Source organism: Pontibacter indicus (assembly GCF_900156345.1).
In the GTDB taxonomy this organism is placed as follows: domain Bacteria; phylum Bacteroidota; class Bacteroidia; order Cytophagales; family Hymenobacteraceae; genus Pontibacter; species Pontibacter indicus.
This window is the reverse complement of sequence record NZ_FTPP01000002.1, coordinates 711,452-730,146: the sequence shown is the minus strand read 5'-3', so window position 1 is coordinate 730,146 and position 18,695 is coordinate 711,452. Positions and strand designations below refer to the sequence as shown.

17 protein-coding genes are annotated in these 18,695 nt (G+C 53.4%); 8 read left to right on the top strand and 9 right to left on the bottom strand.

Annotation, left to right across the window (positions count from 1 at the left end; genetic code table 11):
- Positions 1-256: 256 nt before the first annotated feature.
- Both B0B12_RS11935 and B0B12_RS11930 read right to left on the bottom strand, forming a co-directional pair.
- The gene (locus B0B12_RS11935) at positions 257-643 is read right to left on the bottom strand and encodes a TM2 domain-containing protein (RefSeq protein ID WP_076669162.1); all 387 of its coding nucleotides are present in this window, start codon (positions 641-643) and stop codon (positions 257-259) included.
- A 3-nt stretch (positions 644-646) separates the two neighbouring features.
- Positions 647-976: a DUF2752 domain-containing protein gene (locus tag B0B12_RS11930; protein WP_076669160.1), complete on the bottom strand. Its 330-nt coding sequence runs from the start codon at positions 974-976 to the stop codon at positions 647-649.
- Positions 977-1,090: 114 nt separating this feature from the next.
- Between B0B12_RS11930 and B0B12_RS11925 the strand changes: the two genes are divergently transcribed.
- On the top strand, positions 1,091-1,306 hold the full coding sequence (locus tag B0B12_RS11925) for a YgaP family membrane protein (RefSeq protein WP_076669158.1): 216 nt from the start codon (positions 1,091-1,093) through the stop codon (positions 1,304-1,306).
- 50 nt (positions 1,307-1,356) lie between these two features.
- Entirely contained in the window at positions 1,357-1,890 is a 534-nt protein-coding gene (locus B0B12_RS11920) for a dihydrofolate reductase family protein (protein WP_076669156.1), read from the top strand.
- A gap of 125 nt (positions 1,891-2,015) precedes the next feature.
- Here the strand turns inward: B0B12_RS11920 and B0B12_RS20340 are convergent, their stop codons facing one another.
- The 3 genes from B0B12_RS20340 to B0B12_RS11905 all read right to left on the bottom strand — a co-directional run bounded on the left by B0B12_RS20340 (position 2,016) and on the right by B0B12_RS11905 (position 4,195).
- On the bottom strand, positions 2,016-2,186 hold the full coding sequence (locus B0B12_RS20340) for a hypothetical protein (protein ID WP_170871855.1): 171 nt from the start codon (positions 2,184-2,186) through the stop codon (positions 2,016-2,018).
- A gap of 282 nt (positions 2,187-2,468) precedes the next feature.
- A complete protein-coding gene (locus tag B0B12_RS11910; protein WP_076669152.1) occupies positions 2,469-3,737 on the bottom strand; it encodes a DEAD/DEAH box helicase in 1,269 nt (422 codons plus the stop codon).
- Positions 3,738-3,955: 218 nt separating this feature from the next.
- Entirely contained in the window at positions 3,956-4,195 is a 240-nt protein-coding gene (locus B0B12_RS11905; RefSeq protein ID WP_076669150.1) for an MBL fold metallo-hydrolase, read from the bottom strand.
- Positions 4,196-4,800: 605 nt separating this feature from the next.
- Here B0B12_RS11905 and B0B12_RS11900 point away from each other — a divergent pair.
- From B0B12_RS11900 to B0B12_RS11890, 3 genes are read left to right on the top strand one after another with little or no spacing between them, the layout of a single operon-like run.
- On the top strand, positions 4,801-6,540 hold the full coding sequence (locus B0B12_RS11900; protein WP_076670317.1) for a peptidase domain-containing ABC transporter: 1,740 nt from the start codon (positions 4,801-4,803) through the stop codon (positions 6,538-6,540).
- Between the two features lie 2 nt (positions 6,541-6,542).
- Positions 6,543-7,898, top strand: a complete 1,356-nt coding sequence (locus B0B12_RS11895) for an HlyD family secretion protein (protein WP_076670314.1) — start codon at positions 6,543-6,545, stop codon at positions 7,896-7,898.
- A 4-nt stretch (positions 7,899-7,902) separates the two neighbouring features.
- On the top strand, positions 7,903-9,339 hold the full coding sequence (locus tag B0B12_RS11890) for a TolC family protein (protein WP_076669147.1): 1,437 nt from the start codon (positions 7,903-7,905) through the stop codon (positions 9,337-9,339).
- On the opposite strand, the gene B0B12_RS11885 is transcribed toward B0B12_RS11890, so the two are convergent.
- Together B0B12_RS11885 and B0B12_RS11880 are read right to left on the bottom strand one after the other, a co-directional pair.
- The gene (locus B0B12_RS11885; protein WP_076669145.1) at positions 9,340-10,161 is read right to left on the bottom strand and encodes a sulfite exporter TauE/SafE family protein; all 822 of its coding nucleotides are present in this window, start codon (positions 10,159-10,161) and stop codon (positions 9,340-9,342) included. It lies immediately after the preceding gene.
- Positions 10,162-10,402: 241 nt separating this feature from the next.
- Positions 10,403-13,141, bottom strand: coding sequence for a lamin tail domain-containing protein (locus tag B0B12_RS11880; protein ID WP_244554692.1), 2,739 nt, complete (start codon positions 13,139-13,141; stop codon positions 10,403-10,405).
- A gap of 444 nt (positions 13,142-13,585) precedes the next feature.
- On the opposite strand from B0B12_RS11880, the gene B0B12_RS11875 reads away from it, so the two are divergent.
- From B0B12_RS11875 to B0B12_RS11865, 3 genes are all read left to right on the top strand, one after another.
- A complete protein-coding gene (locus B0B12_RS11875; protein ID WP_076669143.1) occupies positions 13,586-14,575 on the top strand; it encodes an aspartate-semialdehyde dehydrogenase in 990 nt (329 codons plus the stop codon).
- Between the two features lie 232 nt (positions 14,576-14,807).
- Complete coding sequence (locus tag B0B12_RS11870) at positions 14,808-15,665, top strand: restriction endonuclease (RefSeq protein WP_076669141.1); 858 nt, start codon at positions 14,808-14,810, stop codon at positions 15,663-15,665.
- 169 nt (positions 15,666-15,834) lie between these two features.
- Positions 15,835-16,359 carry a GNAT family N-acetyltransferase gene (locus B0B12_RS11865; protein WP_076669139.1) on the top strand — a complete coding sequence of 175 codons (525 nt, stop codon included), beginning with the start codon at positions 15,835-15,837 and terminating at the stop codon, positions 16,357-16,359.
- A 13-nt stretch (positions 16,360-16,372) separates the two neighbouring features.
- On the opposite strand, the gene B0B12_RS11860 is transcribed toward B0B12_RS11865, so the two are convergent.
- On the bottom strand, positions 16,373-17,515 hold the full coding sequence (locus tag B0B12_RS11860) for an FAD-dependent monooxygenase (protein ID WP_076669137.1): 1,143 nt from the start codon (positions 17,513-17,515) through the stop codon (positions 16,373-16,375).
- A 12-nt stretch (positions 17,516-17,527) separates the two neighbouring features.
- Positions 17,528-18,589 carry a lysylphosphatidylglycerol synthase transmembrane domain-containing protein gene (locus B0B12_RS11855; protein ID WP_076669135.1) on the bottom strand — a complete coding sequence of 354 codons (1,062 nt, stop codon included), beginning with the start codon at positions 18,587-18,589 and terminating at the stop codon, positions 17,528-17,530.
- Positions 18,590-18,695: the final 106 nt, after the last annotated feature.

The following is an 18,695-nucleotide window of genomic DNA, read 5'->3' as shown; positions in this document are numbered from 1 at the left end:
CATTAAAAACATTTAACAAAACCTTAACAAAGATTCTGCGTAATATTTTTTTCTGCCCATTAATATCCCCCTGAGAGCACCGGAAGGCACAAACCGACGTTTGCAACGCACTGAGGGCCACTTCATTCAACAAAACATATATTTTATTGAAGAATGGCTAAGACATGATAAGCCCTGAACCGGATTGGCCCTCAAAAAATATTCACCTCCTATACGTGGGTTGTTATGGCAGAGAGCCTTGCGCCCGTAACAAAAGTTAAACGCCGTAGTCTCCGGAGCTGCCATAAGCGCCCGACTGAGCCATTACGACCGCATGAGCCCGCTGCGCTTCCTTAATGTTATACTCAAATGCCAGCCGCTTGTAGTTGATTATGTCTACGATCGTACCTATAAAACAAAGGCCAGCCGTGAAGATGTATAGCAAGCCCATCCCTATGTGCCCTAACACGAAGCGGTGAACACCGGCCACCCCAAAAAAACCGAGGGCTGCTGTTATGAGCACAAGAAGCGGCTCCCGGCGGCGGGCTCTGTAGACAGACGCAAACTGCTGCGCCTCGTAGTCTGACATCGAGTTGAGCAAGCCTTGTACATAAGCCATCTCATCGGGCTCAAGCTCAGGCATTAAATTAAAGACATTCGCCATAGTTTATAAATTAGAATGGTGTAGGTATAGTTTACGAGCGTGTGCTAACAGTGTAACCACACGCCAGCTTAACAGCAGCAGGGCCGGTACGCCAAGCGGGTGGGCCTGCCAGGAAGATGCCAACTCTCCCCTAAACAGGTAAGCGATGCTATGCCCAAGACCACAGCCCGGGCATCCGCCCTGCCAAACCCAACTGACCGGACACAGACTGAATAGGTGCTCACCGGCAGGTTCCAGCCCGGCCAGTAGCAGCAGCGCCAACAGCCAAGCACCAGCCTCCGGCAAGACATACCGTACCGTATAAAGGGCGCTATTTCTATTTGTGGTTCGCATTGCACTTATAAGGTATACTTTATAGTACGATTGTCCAAATTATAATACCAGCAATTCAGAACATCTTCTGGCAGGTCCCTCGTATGACTGTAAAAGGCATCAAAAGATAACAGCATGGAGTGTAACGTTGGAATAACTGAGCAAAAGATTCGGGTACTGGCAGGTCTGGCCATTATCGGTGTAGGAGCATACTATAATATAAAGGCCTTGTCCGCCATTGGGGTTATACCTATTGTGACTGGTATGCTGCGCTACTGCCCCGTAAACCAGACAATCGGCTACAATGGCTGCGCGGGGGAGCAGCACCGGGTGAAGAGCGCCGTGCTCTGATTTGAACATCTTGCTATACCTGAGCCCCGGTTTTGCGTACCTCTAACGCCATGAGAAAGATCATCCTATACATTGCGGCCAGCACCGATGGGTATATCGCCCGGCCCGACGGAAACATAGACTGGTTGCACGACAAGAAGTACAACATCCCAGACGAGGACTTTGGCTACAGCGCTTTTCTGCAGACCATCGACACTACGCTGATGGGCCATACTACTTACAAACAAGTGCTGGGCTTCGACATGCCCTTCCCCTACCCTGACTTGAAGAATTATGTCTTCAGCCGCTCAGCGCAGCAGGACACCGTGCATGTCACGTTTGTAAGAGATGGCGTGGTCGACTTCATAGAGCGGTTAAAGGAACAGCCCGGCAAGGACATCTGGCTGATTGGCGGCGGGCAGTTGAACGCCACCCTCCTCAATGCCGGCTTGCTAGACGAAATTATCCTGACCTATATACCTATTATATTGGGCAAGGGCATACCGCTCTTTTCTGAAGAGGCGGAGGAACACAAACTCAAACTGATCCCAACTGACAACAAGTTATACCGAAACGGCTTCCTGCAGGTCAGGTATAGCTGCTGACAATTTGCAGTAAAAGGCAGAGCCGCCCAATTTACCATGGGCGGCTCTGTGCAAAATAAACATTAATGTTCTTGGGTGCTTCCTTTCAATCCAAATGGAGGGAAAAGCTTATTAACAGGGTAGCTTTACGATTTCGTTTCGGCAGCATCATGCGGGTTATTGGCAGGTCTGTCAGTTGGCTCGTCGTGCTTGTGATTAGTGGACCTGTTGTGTTCTCGCTCCAGTCTTTCTTCCCGAAGCATCTCATCGTTAATTCCGTCTGAGAAACTGCGGCTCACGCCAAGGCTGTCGTCCACGCTTGGCAGGTTATAGTTTCCAGTATTAAAAAATAATCCTGAAAGGAAATTTCTTCTGTGTCGTCTCATCTCACGCTCCTTTCTTTGATTTTTGCCGGGGTTTGTCGGCAGGTTTGCAAATTGATTTACAGTAATATATACGTATATAACGTCAAAACAATCTTTACCAAGGCACTTATATAAGGCTGAATTGCACTCGAAAGCAGCACTTTTTAGTGAAAAACAAAAAGGCCCGTGCAGACATCATGTCTACACGGGCCTTCTGTTATAGCTTTTGTACTCCTACTTCTTTTTCTTCTTGGCCTTGGCTTTGGCTTTTTTCGATTTAGCGGCTTTCACTTTCGACTCTGTTTCCTCGGCCTCTTTCATCAGGGCTTTCCAGTCGAACTTGGCCTCCGGACTGAAATCGATGGTGGCTTCGCGGTCTTCGGGGTCGAGCTCCAGCACTTTGATGTCTTTGGTGAGGTAGGTCTGTATCTCGTCCAGGATCGGTTTTTCCTCCGTGCTGCAGAATGAAACAGCTATACCTTTGGCGGTGCCGCGACCGGTACGGCCCACGCGGTGCACGTAGTTTTCCGGCTGGTCGGGCAGGTCGTAGTTCACCACATAGTCCACGTTCGGGATGTCGATGCCGCGGGCACTCACGTCTGTTGCGATCAGGAGCTTAATTTCTCCCTTCTTAAACTTCTTGAGAGCTTCCAAGCGGTCTTTCTGCTCTTTGCCGCCGTGTATGCTCATCGCCACAATATCCACCCGCTCCATGGCCGCCACCACACGCTCGGCACGTACCTGCGTACGCACAAAGGCCAGTATCTTCTTGTCTGGGTTCTCTTTCACCACGCGCTCCAGGAAAAATCGCTTCTCGTCCATCTCCACATACATCACGGAGTGGTCCACGTTCTTCGATACCGGGTCTTTTGGCGAGATCTGAATACGCACCGGTTTGTTCACGAGGGAATAGGCCAGTTCCTTGATCTTTTCGTTGATGGTGGCCGAGAAGAACAGCGTCTGGCGCTTGCGGGGCAGTTTGGTGATCAGCTGCCGGATGTCGTGAATAAAGCCGAGGTCGAGCATGTGGTCGGCTTCGTCCAGAATGAGGGTCTCAACGCGCTCCAGGCGGATGTGGCCTTGGCTCACAAGGTCGAAGAGGCGGCCTGGGGTGGCTACCAGTACGTCTATACCTGCCTCCAGCTTAGCGATCTGCGGTCCCTGCTCCACACCTCCGAACACGCAGAAGGTCTTCACACGCGTATGGCGCCCGATCTGCTCAAACACTTCGGTGATCTGCAAAGCCAGCTCGCGGGTGGGCACCATCACCACACACTTAATGCCGTCGGTGCGGCGGCGGTTGATCTGGTACTGCAGCTTGTCCAGCACAGGTATAGCGAAGGCGGCGGTCTTGCCGGTGCCCGTCTGGGCAATAGCCAGCACGTCCTCCCCCTTCATGATGGGCAGTATGGCTTTGTACTGGATGTCGGTTGGCTTGCGGAAACCCAGCTTTTCCAGGCTCTTCTTGATTTCGTCGGATATGCGGTAGTCTTCGAACTTCATGTTGTCGGTTTACTCAATTGGCTACTGACCATTACGTAAGGCCGCAGCGAATTGCAAAGGTATAGCTTCTTTTTCTGATTCGCGTTAGGTATAACCCATCCCTATTGATGCAATTGCTGACTTGGCCTCAGTTCCTTCCACATAATCCCGTCCAATTCCTGCAGGGCTTTCGCACATTCGCCTATGTTCACCATCGCCCCGATCTCGCTACAGACGGCTTATGCATGTGGCGCCACTCCCAGCCAGTCGTTCAGCGAGCCGCATTCGTCTACCTCAAAATGACTGAAACCTACCCAGCGAAGTTCTTTCAGTTCAATCAGACTCGAGACCGCTTCCTTTAGCATCGTAAACATCATCAGCATCGGAAACATCATGCGCATACCGGTATGGCAGAGCGTGAGCACATCGTCCTTGATCAGGAAATGATTGAACTGCGTGTTGTAGTCCGGCGCATACAACCCGATGCGGTATACATCCGAAGCAATTTCGTTAATGGTTGTCGTGATGCGGAGGTTACAGTGTTAGACAATGGACTGCAATTTATACCTGCTTACACGCCTATTTCAAAACTTTCATCTTGCAATCGAATAAAAATCAAAAGGGAAATAAACTTTTTCAATAGTAAAGCTATTAAACAAAGTGGTTCTTATAACTTTGCCGGAGCAAGTATCGGGTAGAATGCAGTGAAAGAGGTATAGGTTAGCAAAACAATCGCATTACACAGTTAAAGTTGCAACCTAAGATCTAAAAACCAGCTAAGAGAAAAATAATCCGGATGAAGAGGCTTAAATCACGTAATACGTGTCAAAACAAGGTTAAAGCAGCACATTCAGGTAGACAGTTGCGCAAAAGTCTACTGAAATTGACGCGCTGCATCAACCCGAAATTTTCTCAGCCGCTCCTATCAGCGCAATGATTGGGTCAGCACATCCGTAGTTGATTTTGGCCAAAGCATCTGACTAGTTATACCGAGTGCAATGCTTCGCAGCTGACTCCTGTAGAAAGGGGCGATTTTTTAAACATCTGGCATTGGTGACAGTTGACCAGATATGATAGTGAATACATGAATAAAGCATATAAACACAAACCCCAGTTCACCCCTATGCAGCGCTTCTGGCAGCTCCTTGCTGCCGAGAAACGTGAGATCGTATACCTGTACATTTATGCGATCGTGGCCGGTCTGATCAGCCTTTCGCTGCCGCTGGGCATCCAGAGCATCATCGCGTTTGTTTCCAGCGGACAGATCACGGTATCGGTGGTGGTGCTGATCACCCTCATCGTGCTGGGCCTACTCATTGTGGGCGGCATGCAGATCATGCAGCTCTGGCTGGTGGAGTACATCCAGCAGCGTATCTTCGCGCGCACGGCCTTCGACTTCGCCTACCGGGTGCCACGTCTGCAGTCCGAAGCGCTCCACCGCTACTACCCGCCCGAACTCATGAACCGCTTCTCCGACACCGTGGTGCTGCAGAAGTCGATGGCCAAGCTGCTCACTGACTTTACCACCTCGGCCATTCAGATCATTTTCGGGCTTATTCTGCTCTCGTTCTACCACCCTTACTTTATTGTGTTCGGCATGATCCTGGTGATCGTGCTCATCGGCATCCTATACCTGACAAGCTCCCGCGGCATCGACACCAGCATCACCGAGTCGAAGTACAAATACAAACTGCTGGCCTGGTTACAGGAGATGGCCCGCTCCATGAACGCCTTTAAGCTGGGTGGCCAGTCTGAACTGCCGTCGCAAAAAACCAATGGCTTTGTCACCAGCTACCTGAAGGCACGCAAGCAGCACTTCCGGGTGCTGATGACGCAGTACTTTAGCTTTGTGGGGTTCAAGACCGTGATCACGGGCGGTCTGCTCGTACTGGGCGCTGTGCTGGTGATTCAGCGTGAGATCAACATCGGGCAGTTTGTGGCCTCCGAGATCGTCATCATCCTCATCATGACGGCGGTAGAGAAAATCATCATCAAGCTCGACACCATTTATGACCTGCTCACCAGCCTTGACAAACTCGGGCAGGTAACCGACATGCCACTGGAGGAAGAGCGCGGCATGCCGGTGCCTGACACTGGCCAGGGCCTGTCGATACAGGTAAGGAGTCTGCGCTATCAGTACCCGAACCTGGAGGAGTTTGCCATCGACGGCATTTCGTTTGATGTGCAGGCCTCGGAGCGGGTGTGCATCGCAGGCTTCAACCGATCCGGCAAGTCCACACTCAGCCAGCTGCTGCTGGGCCTGTACGAGAACTATGAAGGCAGCATCGCCTACAACCACCTCTCGATGCGCGACCTCAACAAGAACAACCTACGCCGGCTCATTGGCGACAACACCTCCAAAGAGCAGGTTTTTGACGGCACCATCCTGGAAAACATTACGCTAGGTATACCAAATGTGCCGGTTGAGGACGTGATCTGGGCGACGGACAACGTGGGCCTCACTGACTTTATACACGAGCTGCCGGATGGCCTGCAGACCGAGCTGACCGGTGGCAGCATCCGGTTGCCAGCCAGTGTGGCGCGCAAGATCATCATGGCCCGCTGCCTGGTGCGGCGCCCCAAAATGCTGCTCCTCGACGATTTCTGGGGAGGTATGGAAAAGCAAGAGAAACTGCGCCTCATTCAGATGCTCTCATCGCCGGAGTTCAGCTGGACGCTCCTCATCATTTCCAACGACCCGGAAGTGATGGCCATCTGCGACCGCACTATGCTCCTGAAAGACGGACAGCTCGTGGCAAGCGGCCATTTTGAGGAGATCCGCCACAGTACCCCTTATCAGCAACTGGCCACCCTCACTGTATGACCATGAAAGAGAAAGATCCTTATATCCCAACGCAGGAGCACTCGACCATGGAAGCAATGGAAATGGTGCAAACTCCTAAGCTCGGACGCACATTGGCCATCTGGATTGTGGGCATCGTGCTGCTCCTGATCCTGATGCTGTTTTTGCCCTGGACACAGAATATCTCGTCTCGCGGCGCGCTGACTGCCCTTAACCCTGAGGACCGCCCTCAAACGGTGCAAAGCACCATAGCCGGCCGCATCGAGCGCTGGCATGTGCAGGAGGGCCAGCTGGTGCAGAAAGGCGACACGATTGTGAGTTTGTCGGAAGTGAAAGAAAAGTTCTTCGACCCGGAGCTGCTGGATCGTCTGGACGAGCAGGTACAGGCAAAGGAAGGAGCTGCTACGGCCACCAAAGCCAAAACTGATGCGTTGCAGGAGCAGATACGGGCCTTGCGCGAGGGGCTGCAGTTTAGTCTGCAAAAAGGACGCAACAAAGTTGCCCAGACCAGGCTTAAAGTACAAAGCGACAGTGCAGATCTGGCAGCGCAGCGCGTAGAAGTAGAGATCGCCCGTAACCAGTACGCCCGGCAGGAGGCACTGTACGAGCAGGGACTCAAGTCGCTGACCGAGCTGGAGGCGCGCCGCCTGAAACTGCAGGAAGCCGAAGCCAAACTGGTGGCCAACGAAAACAAGCTGGGCAGTGCCCGTGCCGAATTGCAGAACGCCTATACGGAGCTCAACTCCCTCCAGGCCGAGTATGCTGACAAACTGGCCAAAGCCGAGTCGGACCTGAACGCAAACCAGGCTTACCTCTACAGCACGATTGGCGACGTGTCGAAACTGCGGAGCGAGTACAGCAGTACGCTGGTGCGTAGCGGCTTTTACCAAGTGGTGGCACCGCAAACGGGCTACCTCGTGCGGACGCTCCGCGCAGGTATAGGCGAAACCATCAAAGAAGGCGAAGCCATCGCTACCATCATGCCCGACAATCCGCAGCTGGCTGTGGAGCTCTACGTGCAGCCTATGGACCTGCCACTCCTCTACCGTGGTGCTCCGGTGCGCCTGCAGTTCGACGGCTGGCCGGCGCTCGTGTTCTCGGGCTGGCCCAATGTGGGCTTTGGTACCTTCGGCGGCAAAGTGGCCGTGATCGACAACACCGCGACCAACGGTCTGTACCGCATGCTGGTGGTGCAGGACCCGGAGCAGGAGAAATGGCCCGAAGCCATCCGGATCGGCTCCGGCGTACAGGGCTGGGCCATGCTGCGCAGCGTGCCGATCTGGTACGAACTGTGGCGCCAGCTCAACGGCTTCCCGCCAGACTACACGGGCACGCTTCCTGTAGACGGAGCCAAAGACCAATCCAAAGAAGAGAAATAAGCACATGAAGGAGTATCGCTTTTTTGTCTTTTCGCTGTTGCTGCTTTGCCTGACAGGTATAGCCCGACCGGGTGTGGCCCAAAAGACGGACTCAGTGCAGGTGCTCACCATGCACGCGCTCTACGAGCAGGTGCTGGCGCATCATCCGCTGGCGGCACAGGCGGCACTGCTGGCGCGGCAGGCCGACCAGGAACTGCGCATGGCCCGCGGCGGCTTCGACCCGGTTATCGACAGCAAGTATGGCGAAAAGCAGTTTTCTGACAAGGAGTACTATACCTACTGGAACAACAGCCTGCGCGTGCCGCTGTGGTTTGGGCCGGAGTTGCTGGCAGGTTATGAGCGCAACAGCGGCCCTTACCTGAATCCTGAGAAGTACACCCCCTCCAACGGACTGAGCTACGCAGGTATAGCCGTGCCGCTGGGACAGGGGCTGTTCATGGACGAACGCCGCACCATGGTGCGACAGGCGCAGTTGCTACCGCAAATGGCCGAAGCCGACCGACTCAAGCTGGTGAACAAACTGCTGCTGGATGTGGCCAAGGACTATTGGGACTGGCTTTATTATTACCATGAAGTGCAGGTATACCGGGAGGCGCTGGAGCTGGCCGAAGTGCGCACCCGGGCCGTGAACGAACGAGCCCGCCAAGGCGACCTGGCCGCTATCGACACCGTGGAGGCCCGCACCGAGGCCCTTAACCGCCGCGTCTTGCTTAGTGCCGCCCTGCAGGAGTACAACAACAGCAAGCTGCGGGTAGAGATGCATTTGTGGGACGAGGGCAACAAGCCACTCGGCCTTGCCGCTAACGCCATCCCCTCAGCAGAAGGCACCGAGCGGGACCCGCTCAGCCCCGAAGACTTGCAGGAGTTGGTAGCCTTGGCCAAAGTCAACCACCCCGACATTGTGAAGCTCGACCTGAAAGGACAGCAACTGGAAGTGGAGCGCCGTTTTGCCGCCGACAAACTCAAGCCGAAGCTGAACGTGGAATACAACCTGCTGCAAAGCGACTTTTTTATGAACGGTGAGGCGTTTCGGGCTCCTTACATGCGCAACAACTACAAAGTGGGCATCAGCTTCAGCCAGCCGCTATTTTTGAGGCAGGAACGGGGCAAGCTGCAACTCACCAAAATCAAACAGCAGGAAGTGGATTTTCAGCAATCGTTTGCCTTACGGGCCATCGAAAATGCGGTACAGACGGTATACAACGAATGGCTGGCGCTGGAAGAACAGCTTGCCTTACAGGAGCAGATGGTAGCCAACGCCCGCATCCTGCAAGAGGGTGAGGTCGTCAAATTCCAGAGCGGGGAAAGTTCCCTCTTTCTGATCAACGCCCGCGAGCAGAAGCTGCTGGAGTCGCGGATTAAGCTGTATGATTTGCGCAGCAAGTACGCCAAAACCAAGGCTCAGCTCTACTGGTCGGCCGGCAACATGCAGCGGGAGTAACTACCCTTTTTTCCCCACCCACTCCAATACAGCAGTGCTCAGGCGGGCAAAGTCTTCTCCGCCCACGCCGTAGGTATCATAGGCCAGTTTAAGGATGATGCCACTCACCACCACCAAAAACAGCGCCCGCACAAAGCCGGTGCCGCGTTTGAGAGCGGTGCGAGTGCCCAGTTGCGAACCGATGATGCTGCAGATCGCCATAGGAATAGCCACTTCGTAGAGCACATGGCCTTTCCAGATAAAGTAGAGCAGCGCCGACAGGTTCGTGGCCACGTTCACCACCTTCGCCGCCGCAGAGGCCGCCAGGAAGTTGAAGCCGAACAGACCAATGAAAATGAAGATGAGGAAGCTGCCCGTACCGGGGCCAAAGAAGCCGTCGTAGAAACCGATAGCCGCACCAATCAGGACCCCGTATACCTTCTCCTTTGCGTCTGTGAGCTTGGGGGCGTGCAGCGAGCCGAAGTCCTTCTTGATGAAGGTATAGATGGCCACCAGGATGAGCAGCAACAGAATGAGCGGCTTGAGCAGGTTGGCATCCAGGTGACTCAGGGCTCTCGCTCCCATGAAGGAAAAGACAAAAGCCGCCGCGGCTGCCGGCAGTATGGCCAGGTAGTTGATCTTTACGGTCCGGACGTAGCGTACCATGGCCGCAGTAGTGCCGGCTATACCTGCAACCTTGCCCGTACCAAACAACGTCGGCAAGGGCACGCCGGGCAAAAATATCATCAAGGCCGGCAACTGGATCAAGCCTCCCCCTCCTACCACCGAATCAATGAATCCCGCCAGAAAGGCGAAAAAACACAGGTATATAATTTCTTCCACCCCTTAAGCTCCTGCTGCTGATTTTAAAAAGCCGCGCAAGTTAAGCGATTGTTGCTGTAGTTTAAGCGGAGGGACAGAGGTATATTTCAGTTAGGCATAGCCACCTGTAGGTCAGCACGATAATGGAGGCATAGTGGGACTTATAATTAAAGATGGAGCTCCAACCCGAATGTTAATAACATAGGTTATCCACAAAAGTTACTAACATTTTTAGCCGGTTTCTAAAAATATTAGCCACGCACTATAACTGCCCTCCTATGACAACCCGCTCCTTTTGCACGCGCTTCTGCCCGTCCAGGTCGAAGAGTTCGATATAAAAGAGGTAATAGCCGATGGCGGCTTTGGAGCCATCCTGCCGGGTACCGTCCCAGCGGAAGAAGCCGTCGGTGGCCAGCAACTCGTTACGCACCAGTTTGCGCACTTCACGTCCCTGCGCGTCAAACACGGTAATGTTGGCAACAAGTCCGCTTTGGTCGGCACTGTAGTTAATGGTGGTAAAATCCTCATAGCCGTCGCCGTCTGGCGAGAATACCTTGGGTTCGATGGTGAATATATTCTGCACGGCTATACCTGACTGCGACTGCGAATTGAGGTAGCCGGGCGTGGCCCCAAGTGAGGTAGCCGCTGAATGAAAATTGTCTGCCGTGGTAGGCCCTTCCAGCCTCACCCGTTCCAGCGAAATACCGTTGCGGTCATCAATCAGGCTGAAGTGCATGCGCTCGTTGTAGTCAAATCGGTCGGCAAGGCGGCCATCCGGCTGCAACACGATAACGGATCCGGCCGCATCGGGGTAAGAAGGCAGCGAGGCCATCCGCAGAAACGTCGCTTCGTGGGCCGCCGGGTAGTTATTTTTGATGTTCTCGGGGTTGGTGGTGAGCACCACGTATTGACCGGGCTCCAGTACATAGGGAGTTGTAGTGATCGCGCGCCGGTTGGCGATGCTGTCGTTGCTCGTGTTGGCCAGTTGCCAGTTTTGCAAGTTGATGTATTTGTCGCTGCGGTTCACCAGCTCCACAAAGTCCACGCCGCCGGGCCTGGGGTTGAAGAGCACCTCGTTGATCACCACATCGCCGGGCTCCGGAGCAGAAGGCAAAGCAAAAGTGGCCGTGAGCGGTTGCGAACTCAGGTTGCCGGCGCAATCGCGGATGCCGGTGGCCGTTAAGGTATAGCGCTGTCGCTCCTGCAGCGGACTATTCAGGTATAGCACCACCTCATCAAACAGCGGCGAGACCACCTGCACACTGGCTATATCGATGCCTGCCGGACTCAAGGTATAGCGGCCCGCATCTGCTACCTGCGCACTATCCAACCGCTCGTTAAACCGGAGAAGCAACCGATCGGGCGACAAGGCTGTCACGCTGCCCAAGGCAGGCGGGGTGTTGTCAGGTATAGAGGCGGCTACGGAATTCGGCTGGGCAGGCGTACCGCCGCGTGGGTCTGCAGAGGCAATCCAGTTATCGGCTCCGGCGCAGGGGTTGGTCACGTCGATCATCTCGAGGCTCCAGCCGCCGTTGCGCTTGGCCACGTCGCGGTACCAGGTGTCGTTGTAATGCACGGCGTAGATCAGGCGGCCATTGGGCTGGCGCAGCTGCAGCAATTCGCCCGTGTTGTTGAGGCTCGGGAAGTTGCTGATGCCGATCACGCGGCCATAGTCGGTAAAATTGGCTACCTGTGTGTTGGGAACCACCACGGCATACTCGCCGGGCTGCAAGAGCACATTGGGCAGCGTCGTGGTAGAAGTGCCATCAGAAAACCGTATACCTTGCAGCGTGAGCACCTTTTCAGTCGGGTTGTGTAGCTCGATGTACTCCACTGCTGGCAGCCCTACGGCTGGTGTTTCGCGGGACATGATCTCGGTGATAAGGAGCTCGTTGTACCCGGGCAGTACAGGCGGCAGCGCATACTGGAAAGTCAGTTCAACCGGGTTTGGCAGGATATTGTCATACAGGTCGGCTATACCTGCCGCCGCAATCGTATTGGCGCCGTTCCGCAGCGATTGGGCAAACGAGAGCAGCACTGTGCCGCTTCCGGTGAGCTCTGCTGAAGACGGTTTTATGTTGCCGTTCAAGGTATAGCTATTGGTATTTTGGGCTCGTTCCTGGTCAAGCGACTCGTTAAATCGCAGCTCCAAGGTATAGGGGCTCAACGGCTGGGCGCTCTCCAGCACCGGCGGACTGGTGTCTCTTATCCGGAAATCATCAAAATAAAAGCGCTGACTATTGGCCGAGCTATACCTGACCAGCACGCCAAACCAGGCGGAGCGCATGTGCGTGGCATCTGCTACCGTACCTTGGCTCACATAGCTCTCCCCCGTTCCGGTCACGTCGATCTCGAGTTGCCAGGTATAGTCGAGGCTTCGCGTCACGCGCACCCGCACAATATTGTTGGAAGTTGCCACGGTTTTGTCCTGCCCGTTGATGATCATGACAGGCGTGCGTCCGGCGTCTTTGCGGAACAGGCTCACTTCGTCGGCTGTGTTTCCGATGCGCACAAAATAGCCGTTCACATCCGCGGCCTTCAAATCTGCTTTGTCTGCTATGAGAAATACATCGGCATAGTTGCTCGATGAGGTCGCCAGGCGAAGGTTGGCCCAGAACTCCCAGACCGTTCCCACCGCCGCCTGCGAGGGCGTGGACAGGTATAGGATGGTGCCCGTCACTGCCGGCCCGTTGCTTTGCAACTGGTTTTGAGGATTTACCATAAAGCCGCTCACATCACCTGTCCAGGCGGGGTTCTGGGTGAAGTTTCCGTCAGAGAAGTCCTCCTGAAGTTGGGCTGCCGCCAGGTATGGCAGCAATAGCAGCACCCCTGTGGCCAGCACCTTTTGCGTGAAACCGGCTCTGAGGAGATCAGAAATAAAGTAGTTTATACCCATTGCGAGCCCCCGCACCCACGTCGCTATTCTGAAAGCATGCTGGAGGCGAGTATGATAGGTAACGATTTTAGAATCTTGTATAGCTTGGCGTAAAGTTTGTTTCATGCGCAGATGTTTCGGTGAAAACTTACGAACTTCGCAGCCGCAAAAGGGAAAAGGCGGGGCACGAACCCACAGAAAAATAAGAACCGCACAGGTATCTGAGGACCTTATGAGGACAGTAAACCGGCCGCTTTTGTAAAATTTAGAACTTTTACGCGAGCTAAGAGAGTTAGTTAGAGGAAGTTGAGGAGTTGAAAAGATTAAGGGCTGTGTGCTTCTTAGGGACAGGTCGCGACCTGTCTGAACCGTGCACAGGCATAATCTGTCTGAATCAGGATTCACAGGATTTTAAGATTTTCAGGATTATTATAAAAAGACAGTCAATATTGAAAATTCTGTAAATCCTGATTCTGATAATTAACAATCAACAATTTAACCATCAACTATTTAACAATCCAGCAATTCACTCAATCACTCAATCACTCAATAAATAATATACCCTAAACAATGAAAGTAGCAGTAGTAGGCGCCACCGGATTGGTGGGCGGCGAGATTTTGAAAGTACTGGCGGAGCGCGACTTCCCGGTAACGGAACTGTTGTTGGTTGCTTCTGAGAGGTCTGTTGGTAAACAGATGGCGTTTAAGGGTAAACAGATAAAGGTGATCGGGATGCAGGACGCAATTGCGGCTGCCCCGCACATAGCCATTTTTTCTGCCGGCGGCAGCACCTCTACCGAATGGGCCCCGAAGTTTGCCGAAGTAGGCACCGTGGTGGTGGATAACTCCTCGGCTTGGCGCATGGACCCGACCAAGAAGCTGGTAGTGCCGGAGATTAATGCCAAAGAGCTGACGAAAGAAGACAAGATCATTGCCAACCCGAACTGCTCGACTATCCAGATGGTGGTGGCCCTGAACAAGCTTCACGAGGAGCTGAAGGCTAAGCGCATTGTGGTGAGTACCTACCAGTCAGTGACGGGCACGGGCGTGAAGGCGGTGGAGCAGCTGATGAACGAGCGTGCCGGCAAGGAAGGCGAGAAAGCCTACCCCTATACCATCGACCTGAACGTGCTCCCGCACATTGACGTGTTCCAGGACAACGGCTATACCAAAGAGGAGATGAAAATGATCCTCGAAACCAAGAAGATCATGGGCGACGACTCCATCCGGGTAACCGCCACAGCGGTGCGCATACCTGTCATGGGTGGCCACTCCGAGTCGGTGAACGTGGAGTTTGAGAAAGACTTTACACTGGACGAGGTATACCGCATCTTGGGTGAAACCGAAGGTGTGAAAGTGGTAGACGACGTGAAGAACCTGCAGTATCCGATGCCAAAAGACGCCCATGGTAAAGACGAGGTGCTCGTAGGCCGTGTACGTTTGGACGAAACCCAGCCACGCACGCTGAATATGTGGATCGTAGCCGATAACCTGCGCAAAGGCGCTGCTACCAATGCTGTGCAGATTGCCGAGTACCTGGTGAAGCACGAGCTGGTGTAGGTTTTCCTGCGTATCACGACACACGTATCAAGTAGCACGACAAAATACAATGCTCTTCCGGACTTCCTGGTCTGGCGGGTATCTGACGGGGACTTCTTAGTCCCCGTTTTTTATTTGTGCTGGTTGGGTGGATTTAATTGGTCTGAAACAGCGGGTGAAAGTCGTTTTCAATTATTTGTCATATATTGTTCTTCAAATATTTTACTTCAGCTAAACTCTCCAGCCACGTTACATGAGCGAAACCTTCAAGTACAAGTATGATGATTTGTTTAATCCTACTCTGAAAGCGCTGAAAAGCCTAGGAGGTTCAGCTTCCATAAACGAAATTGAAGAACAGGTCATCGGGATCTTAAAGCTAACGGAAGAAGAGATAAATGATATCCACAGAGAAAGCACTACGAAATTAACCTACCGATTAGCTTGGGCGCGAAATTACCTGAAACGTTTTGGGCTTCTGGAAAACTCCAAGAGAGGAGTCTGGGCTTTGACCAGTAAAGGAAAGGAGACACCTTCAGTTGATAAAAGTCACGTAAAGAAATTTGTCACTAAGCTGGATAAAGAAGAACGCCAGAACAAGCAAGGGCCTGCTTCTATTGATTTAGAGAATACGAGCGAAGAGTTAATTGAATTTTCCTGGCAGGAAGAATTAATAGATGCTGTCAAAAGCATTTCCCCTGACAAGTTTGAAAGGCTCTGCCAAAGATTACTTCGTGAGCTTGGTTTTTTGAACGTCGAAGTCACCCAGCGTTCCAACGACGGAGGCATAGACGGCCAGGGCCTTATCCGTCTAGGAGGCGTGCTGTCATTCCATGTTGTCTTTCAGGCGAAGCGGTATCAAGGAAGCGTTGGTTCGAGTGTAGTTAGAGATTTCAGGGGAGCCATGATCGGAAGAGCGGACAAAGGACTAATTCTGACAACCGGAACCTTCACGAGAGAAGCAAAGAAGGAAGCGAACAGGGACGGAGCCCCTCCTATTGATTTAATCGATGGAAATGAATTTGCCGAAAAGCTAAAAGAACTGGGTCTAGGGGTAGAAATTGAATTGGTCGAAAAGGTGAATATCAAAAAAGAATGGTTTGCTAACTTTTAAAAATCCACCCCGATCGCCCGCTCCTTCGGATTTGCAATCCGAAGTTTACTTACCCACGAATTTGTAATCCGCAATTACAAAAGTTTCGGATTGCAAATCCGAAACAGCAGAAAAATTCAAAACAGCAGGCCAGCCACTTTAAAACAGTAAAACGCACAGCAATTAATCCATGCCCATCCAACCCATCCATACCCAACGGCTCGTCCTTATCCCTTTTACCCTCGAAATCGCTCGGGCGGTTTACGCTTTCAATACAGGTATACTGGCCGAGATCGGTCTAGTGCCCACACGCATCTGGCCGGACCAGGAAAGCATGGACAGTTTGCCGCGCATTATCAAAAGGCTGGAGCAACTGCCCGAGCCAACCGGCTTTGAGTCGTGGATGATCGTGCTGAAACAGAACGCCACCGTGATTGGTGATGCCGGTTTTAAAGGCGGACCGAATCAGGAGGGGATTGTGGACATTGGCTACTCCATTATCGAGCAGGAGCAACAGAAAGGGTATGGGCTGGAAACGGCCAGGGCACTGGTGAACTGGGCGTTCTGGCACCCCGAGGTGAAGGCGGTCACGGCAAACTGCCAGGTCGAAAACACGGCTTCCGCACGCATCCTTGAAAAACTCGGTATGGAAGAACAGGTGCGGGATGATGAAATGGTTTACTGGAAGTTAGTCCGTCCTAACGCAGTTTCATAAGACGCAGATATAGCTAAAAATCAACCCGGTACAAATCCTCCATCTGCCGCTGCGTAATAAACCGGGGCATGGCCCGGAAAAGCGTGTTTCGGATCTTACCCAACAGCGGATTTCGCCAGTGGGCCACCTCCCCCAGCGTTCTGGAAAGCTGTATCACTTTGGCGGTGCGGGCCTTGCGGCGCTTCTCGTACTTTTTAAGGGCATTGGATAAAACAGGCTCTTGCTGCAGGCACTGGGCTAATACCACGGCATCCTCGATAGCCTGGCAGGCACCCTGACCCATGTTGGGCGTGGTGGCATGCGCGGCATCGCCGAGCAGCACCACACGGCCGTACACAAAATGCTTGAGTGGCTTCAGGTCAGCAATGTCGTTCCAGATTAGCTGCTCCTGCGAAGTGGAGGCCAGTACTGCCTCTACCGGCGAATGCACTCTTTCGAAGTGGCGGGCCAGTTTTTCGGGCGTCATGCGGCGCATCTTCTCGTCGCGCTGCGGGGCGTTGATGCAGGCGTACCAGTAAATCTTGTCGTCCTGCAGCGGCGCTATACCTACCCGGCCTTCCGGCGCCCAGGTCTCTGCCGATATCATTTTGTTTATCTCTACACCCGGATTTTCGATCACGGCACGCCAGCAGGTATAGCCGGCGTAGCGGGGTACGCTGTCGGGCACCAGTTGCTGGCGCACCACCGAGCTGATGCCGTCGGCTGCGACGAGCAGATCGGCTGTGGCATGGCTGCCGTCGGCGAACAGCACCTGCACCTGGTCATTTTGCTGCTTTACTTCCTCACAGCGCTTGCCAAGCTCCACTGAGCCGGGCTTCAGGTGGCTTAGCAGTACTTCGTGCAGGTCGGCGCGGTGAATCACAAAATTGTTGATGCCATACTTGTTGCTCAGGCGGCGGGTATCCATGTTACTGATCACCTGCCCCTGTTCGTCGAAGATGACCAGGGCTTCGAGCTGCTTGCCTCTGGCCACTACGTCGTCCATCACGCCCAGCCGCTGCAGGCCCTGCATGGCATTGGCAGCCAGTCCTACGCCTGCTCCCAGGCCTCTGAACTTGGCCGCAGCTTCATAAACGGTGGCCTCTATACCTGCCTGTTGCAAGGCAAGCGCCGTGCACAGCCCTCCGATTCCGCCCCCTACAATGATGGCTTTCATACCTGCTCTGTTTTAAACTTTCACTTCGTCTTCCACCGATGATTTGCCAAATACCTTCGCTATCCACTTTGGCAGGAAGATAGAGCCCAGCACCAGGTATGGGTAATACGTAATCAGGCGGTAGAGCACCACCACAATGTTGCTGAAGCGTCCCAGGAAAAGTCCGAAGAAGCTCGGGAAGGCCATCTCCACAATGCCGGCACCACCTGGTGTTATGGCCACAAGCATCACAATCCAGAATATCAGGTTGCGGGAGATGATGAGCAGATGCTCGGTCAGCGTCACGTCGGTAAAGGCCGCGATGAGGCAGTTGAGCAAAAAGTAACGGGCGCTCCACACGAAAATGGTCGAGATGATGGCCCGGGCCCAGTAGTTGAACTCCTTGCCGCGCAGTTGCTGCGAGGCCCAGATGATCTCGTTGCCGTGCTCGTGCGCATTGATGCGCCACTTGCGCAGAAACCTCCACCCCGTAAGGCGCAGCAGGATCCATTTGAAGGCACGAGGCCGTACAAACAGCGCATAGATCATGATGAAAGTATAAACAGCAATCAGGGAATAGCTGATGTAAAAGGCTGTTTTGAGCGCATTGAGGTCAGATGCAGAAAGGCCCAGACTCGGGAACACCTCGCCTTGTACAAAGAGCAGGGCAAGCGGGGCCGCCACAATAAAGAACATGTTATCGAGCACGGCCGTGACCATCACGTAGGCCAGCGACTTGCCCAGCGGTATGCCTTCTTTGTTAAGCAGAATGGTGGCGATGGTAGAACCCCCAACTACCGAGGGCGTAATGGCCGAGGCAAACTCCCATAGCATAATCACGTCCAGGCTGTTACGCCAAGAAAGGAACCTATCTGTCAGGCTACGGATGCGGTACATGTAACCAAGGTCGCGTATCACGAGCACGAGCAGCGCCGCTGCCAGCCACCCCCAGTTGGCCTCCGCTATACCTTTCAGATCGTCGAGCTTGTCGTCTTTGATAAACAGCCATGCCGTGGCACCCAGGCCCAGCAGCACCGGGATCAGGACCTTGACCGGGCTGAAACTCTTTAATATGGTTTTTTTATTTTGATCCATTTACGCTATTCTATCCCTGCTCCTGGGTGCTTGCTGGAAAACAGCTGACATGCAAAACTACCTTACTATTCGGCAACCAGGGTGAAACGGTTCAGTTTTTCAGGAA

Bases quoted from the DNA above. Each gene is read 5' to 3' on its own strand.
- B0B12_RS11935 (WP_076669162.1), bottom strand. From the start codon at position 643: ATGGCGAATGTCTTTAATTTAATGCCTGAGCTTGAGCCCGATGAGATG.
- B0B12_RS11930 (WP_076669160.1), bottom strand. From the start codon at position 976: ATGCGAACCACAAATAGAAATAGCGCCCTTTATACGGTACGGTATGTC.
- B0B12_RS11925 (WP_076669158.1), top strand. From the start codon at position 1,091: ATGGAGTGTAACGTTGGAATAACTGAGCAAAAGATTCGGGTACTGGCA.
- B0B12_RS11920 (WP_076669156.1), top strand. From the start codon at position 1,357: ATGAGAAAGATCATCCTATACATTGCGGCCAGCACCGATGGGTATATC.
- B0B12_RS11910 (WP_076669152.1), bottom strand. From the start codon at position 3,737: ATGAAGTTCGAAGACTACCGCATATCCGACGAAATCAAGAAGAGCCTG.
- B0B12_RS11900 (WP_076670317.1), top strand. From the start codon at position 4,801: ATGAATAAAGCATATAAACACAAACCCCAGTTCACCCCTATGCAGCGC.
- B0B12_RS11895 (WP_076670314.1), top strand. From the start codon at position 6,543: ATGAAAGAGAAAGATCCTTATATCCCAACGCAGGAGCACTCGACCATG.
- B0B12_RS11890 (WP_076669147.1), top strand. From the start codon at position 7,903: ATGAAGGAGTATCGCTTTTTTGTCTTTTCGCTGTTGCTGCTTTGCCTG.
- B0B12_RS11880 (WP_244554692.1), bottom strand. From the start codon at position 13,141: ATGAAACAAACTTTACGCCAAGCTATACAAGATTCTAAAATCGTTACC.
- B0B12_RS11875 (WP_076669143.1), top strand. From the start codon at position 13,586: ATGAAAGTAGCAGTAGTAGGCGCCACCGGATTGGTGGGCGGCGAGATT.
- B0B12_RS11870 (WP_076669141.1), top strand. From the start codon at position 14,808: ATGAGCGAAACCTTCAAGTACAAGTATGATGATTTGTTTAATCCTACT.
- B0B12_RS11865 (WP_076669139.1), top strand. From the start codon at position 15,835: ATGCCCATCCAACCCATCCATACCCAACGGCTCGTCCTTATCCCTTTT.
- B0B12_RS11860 (WP_076669137.1), bottom strand. From the start codon at position 17,515: ATGAAAGCCATCATTGTAGGGGGCGGAATCGGAGGGCTGTGCACGGCG.
- B0B12_RS11855 (WP_076669135.1), bottom strand. From the start codon at position 18,589: ATGGATCAAAATAAAAAAACCATATTAAAGAGTTTCAGCCCGGTCAAG.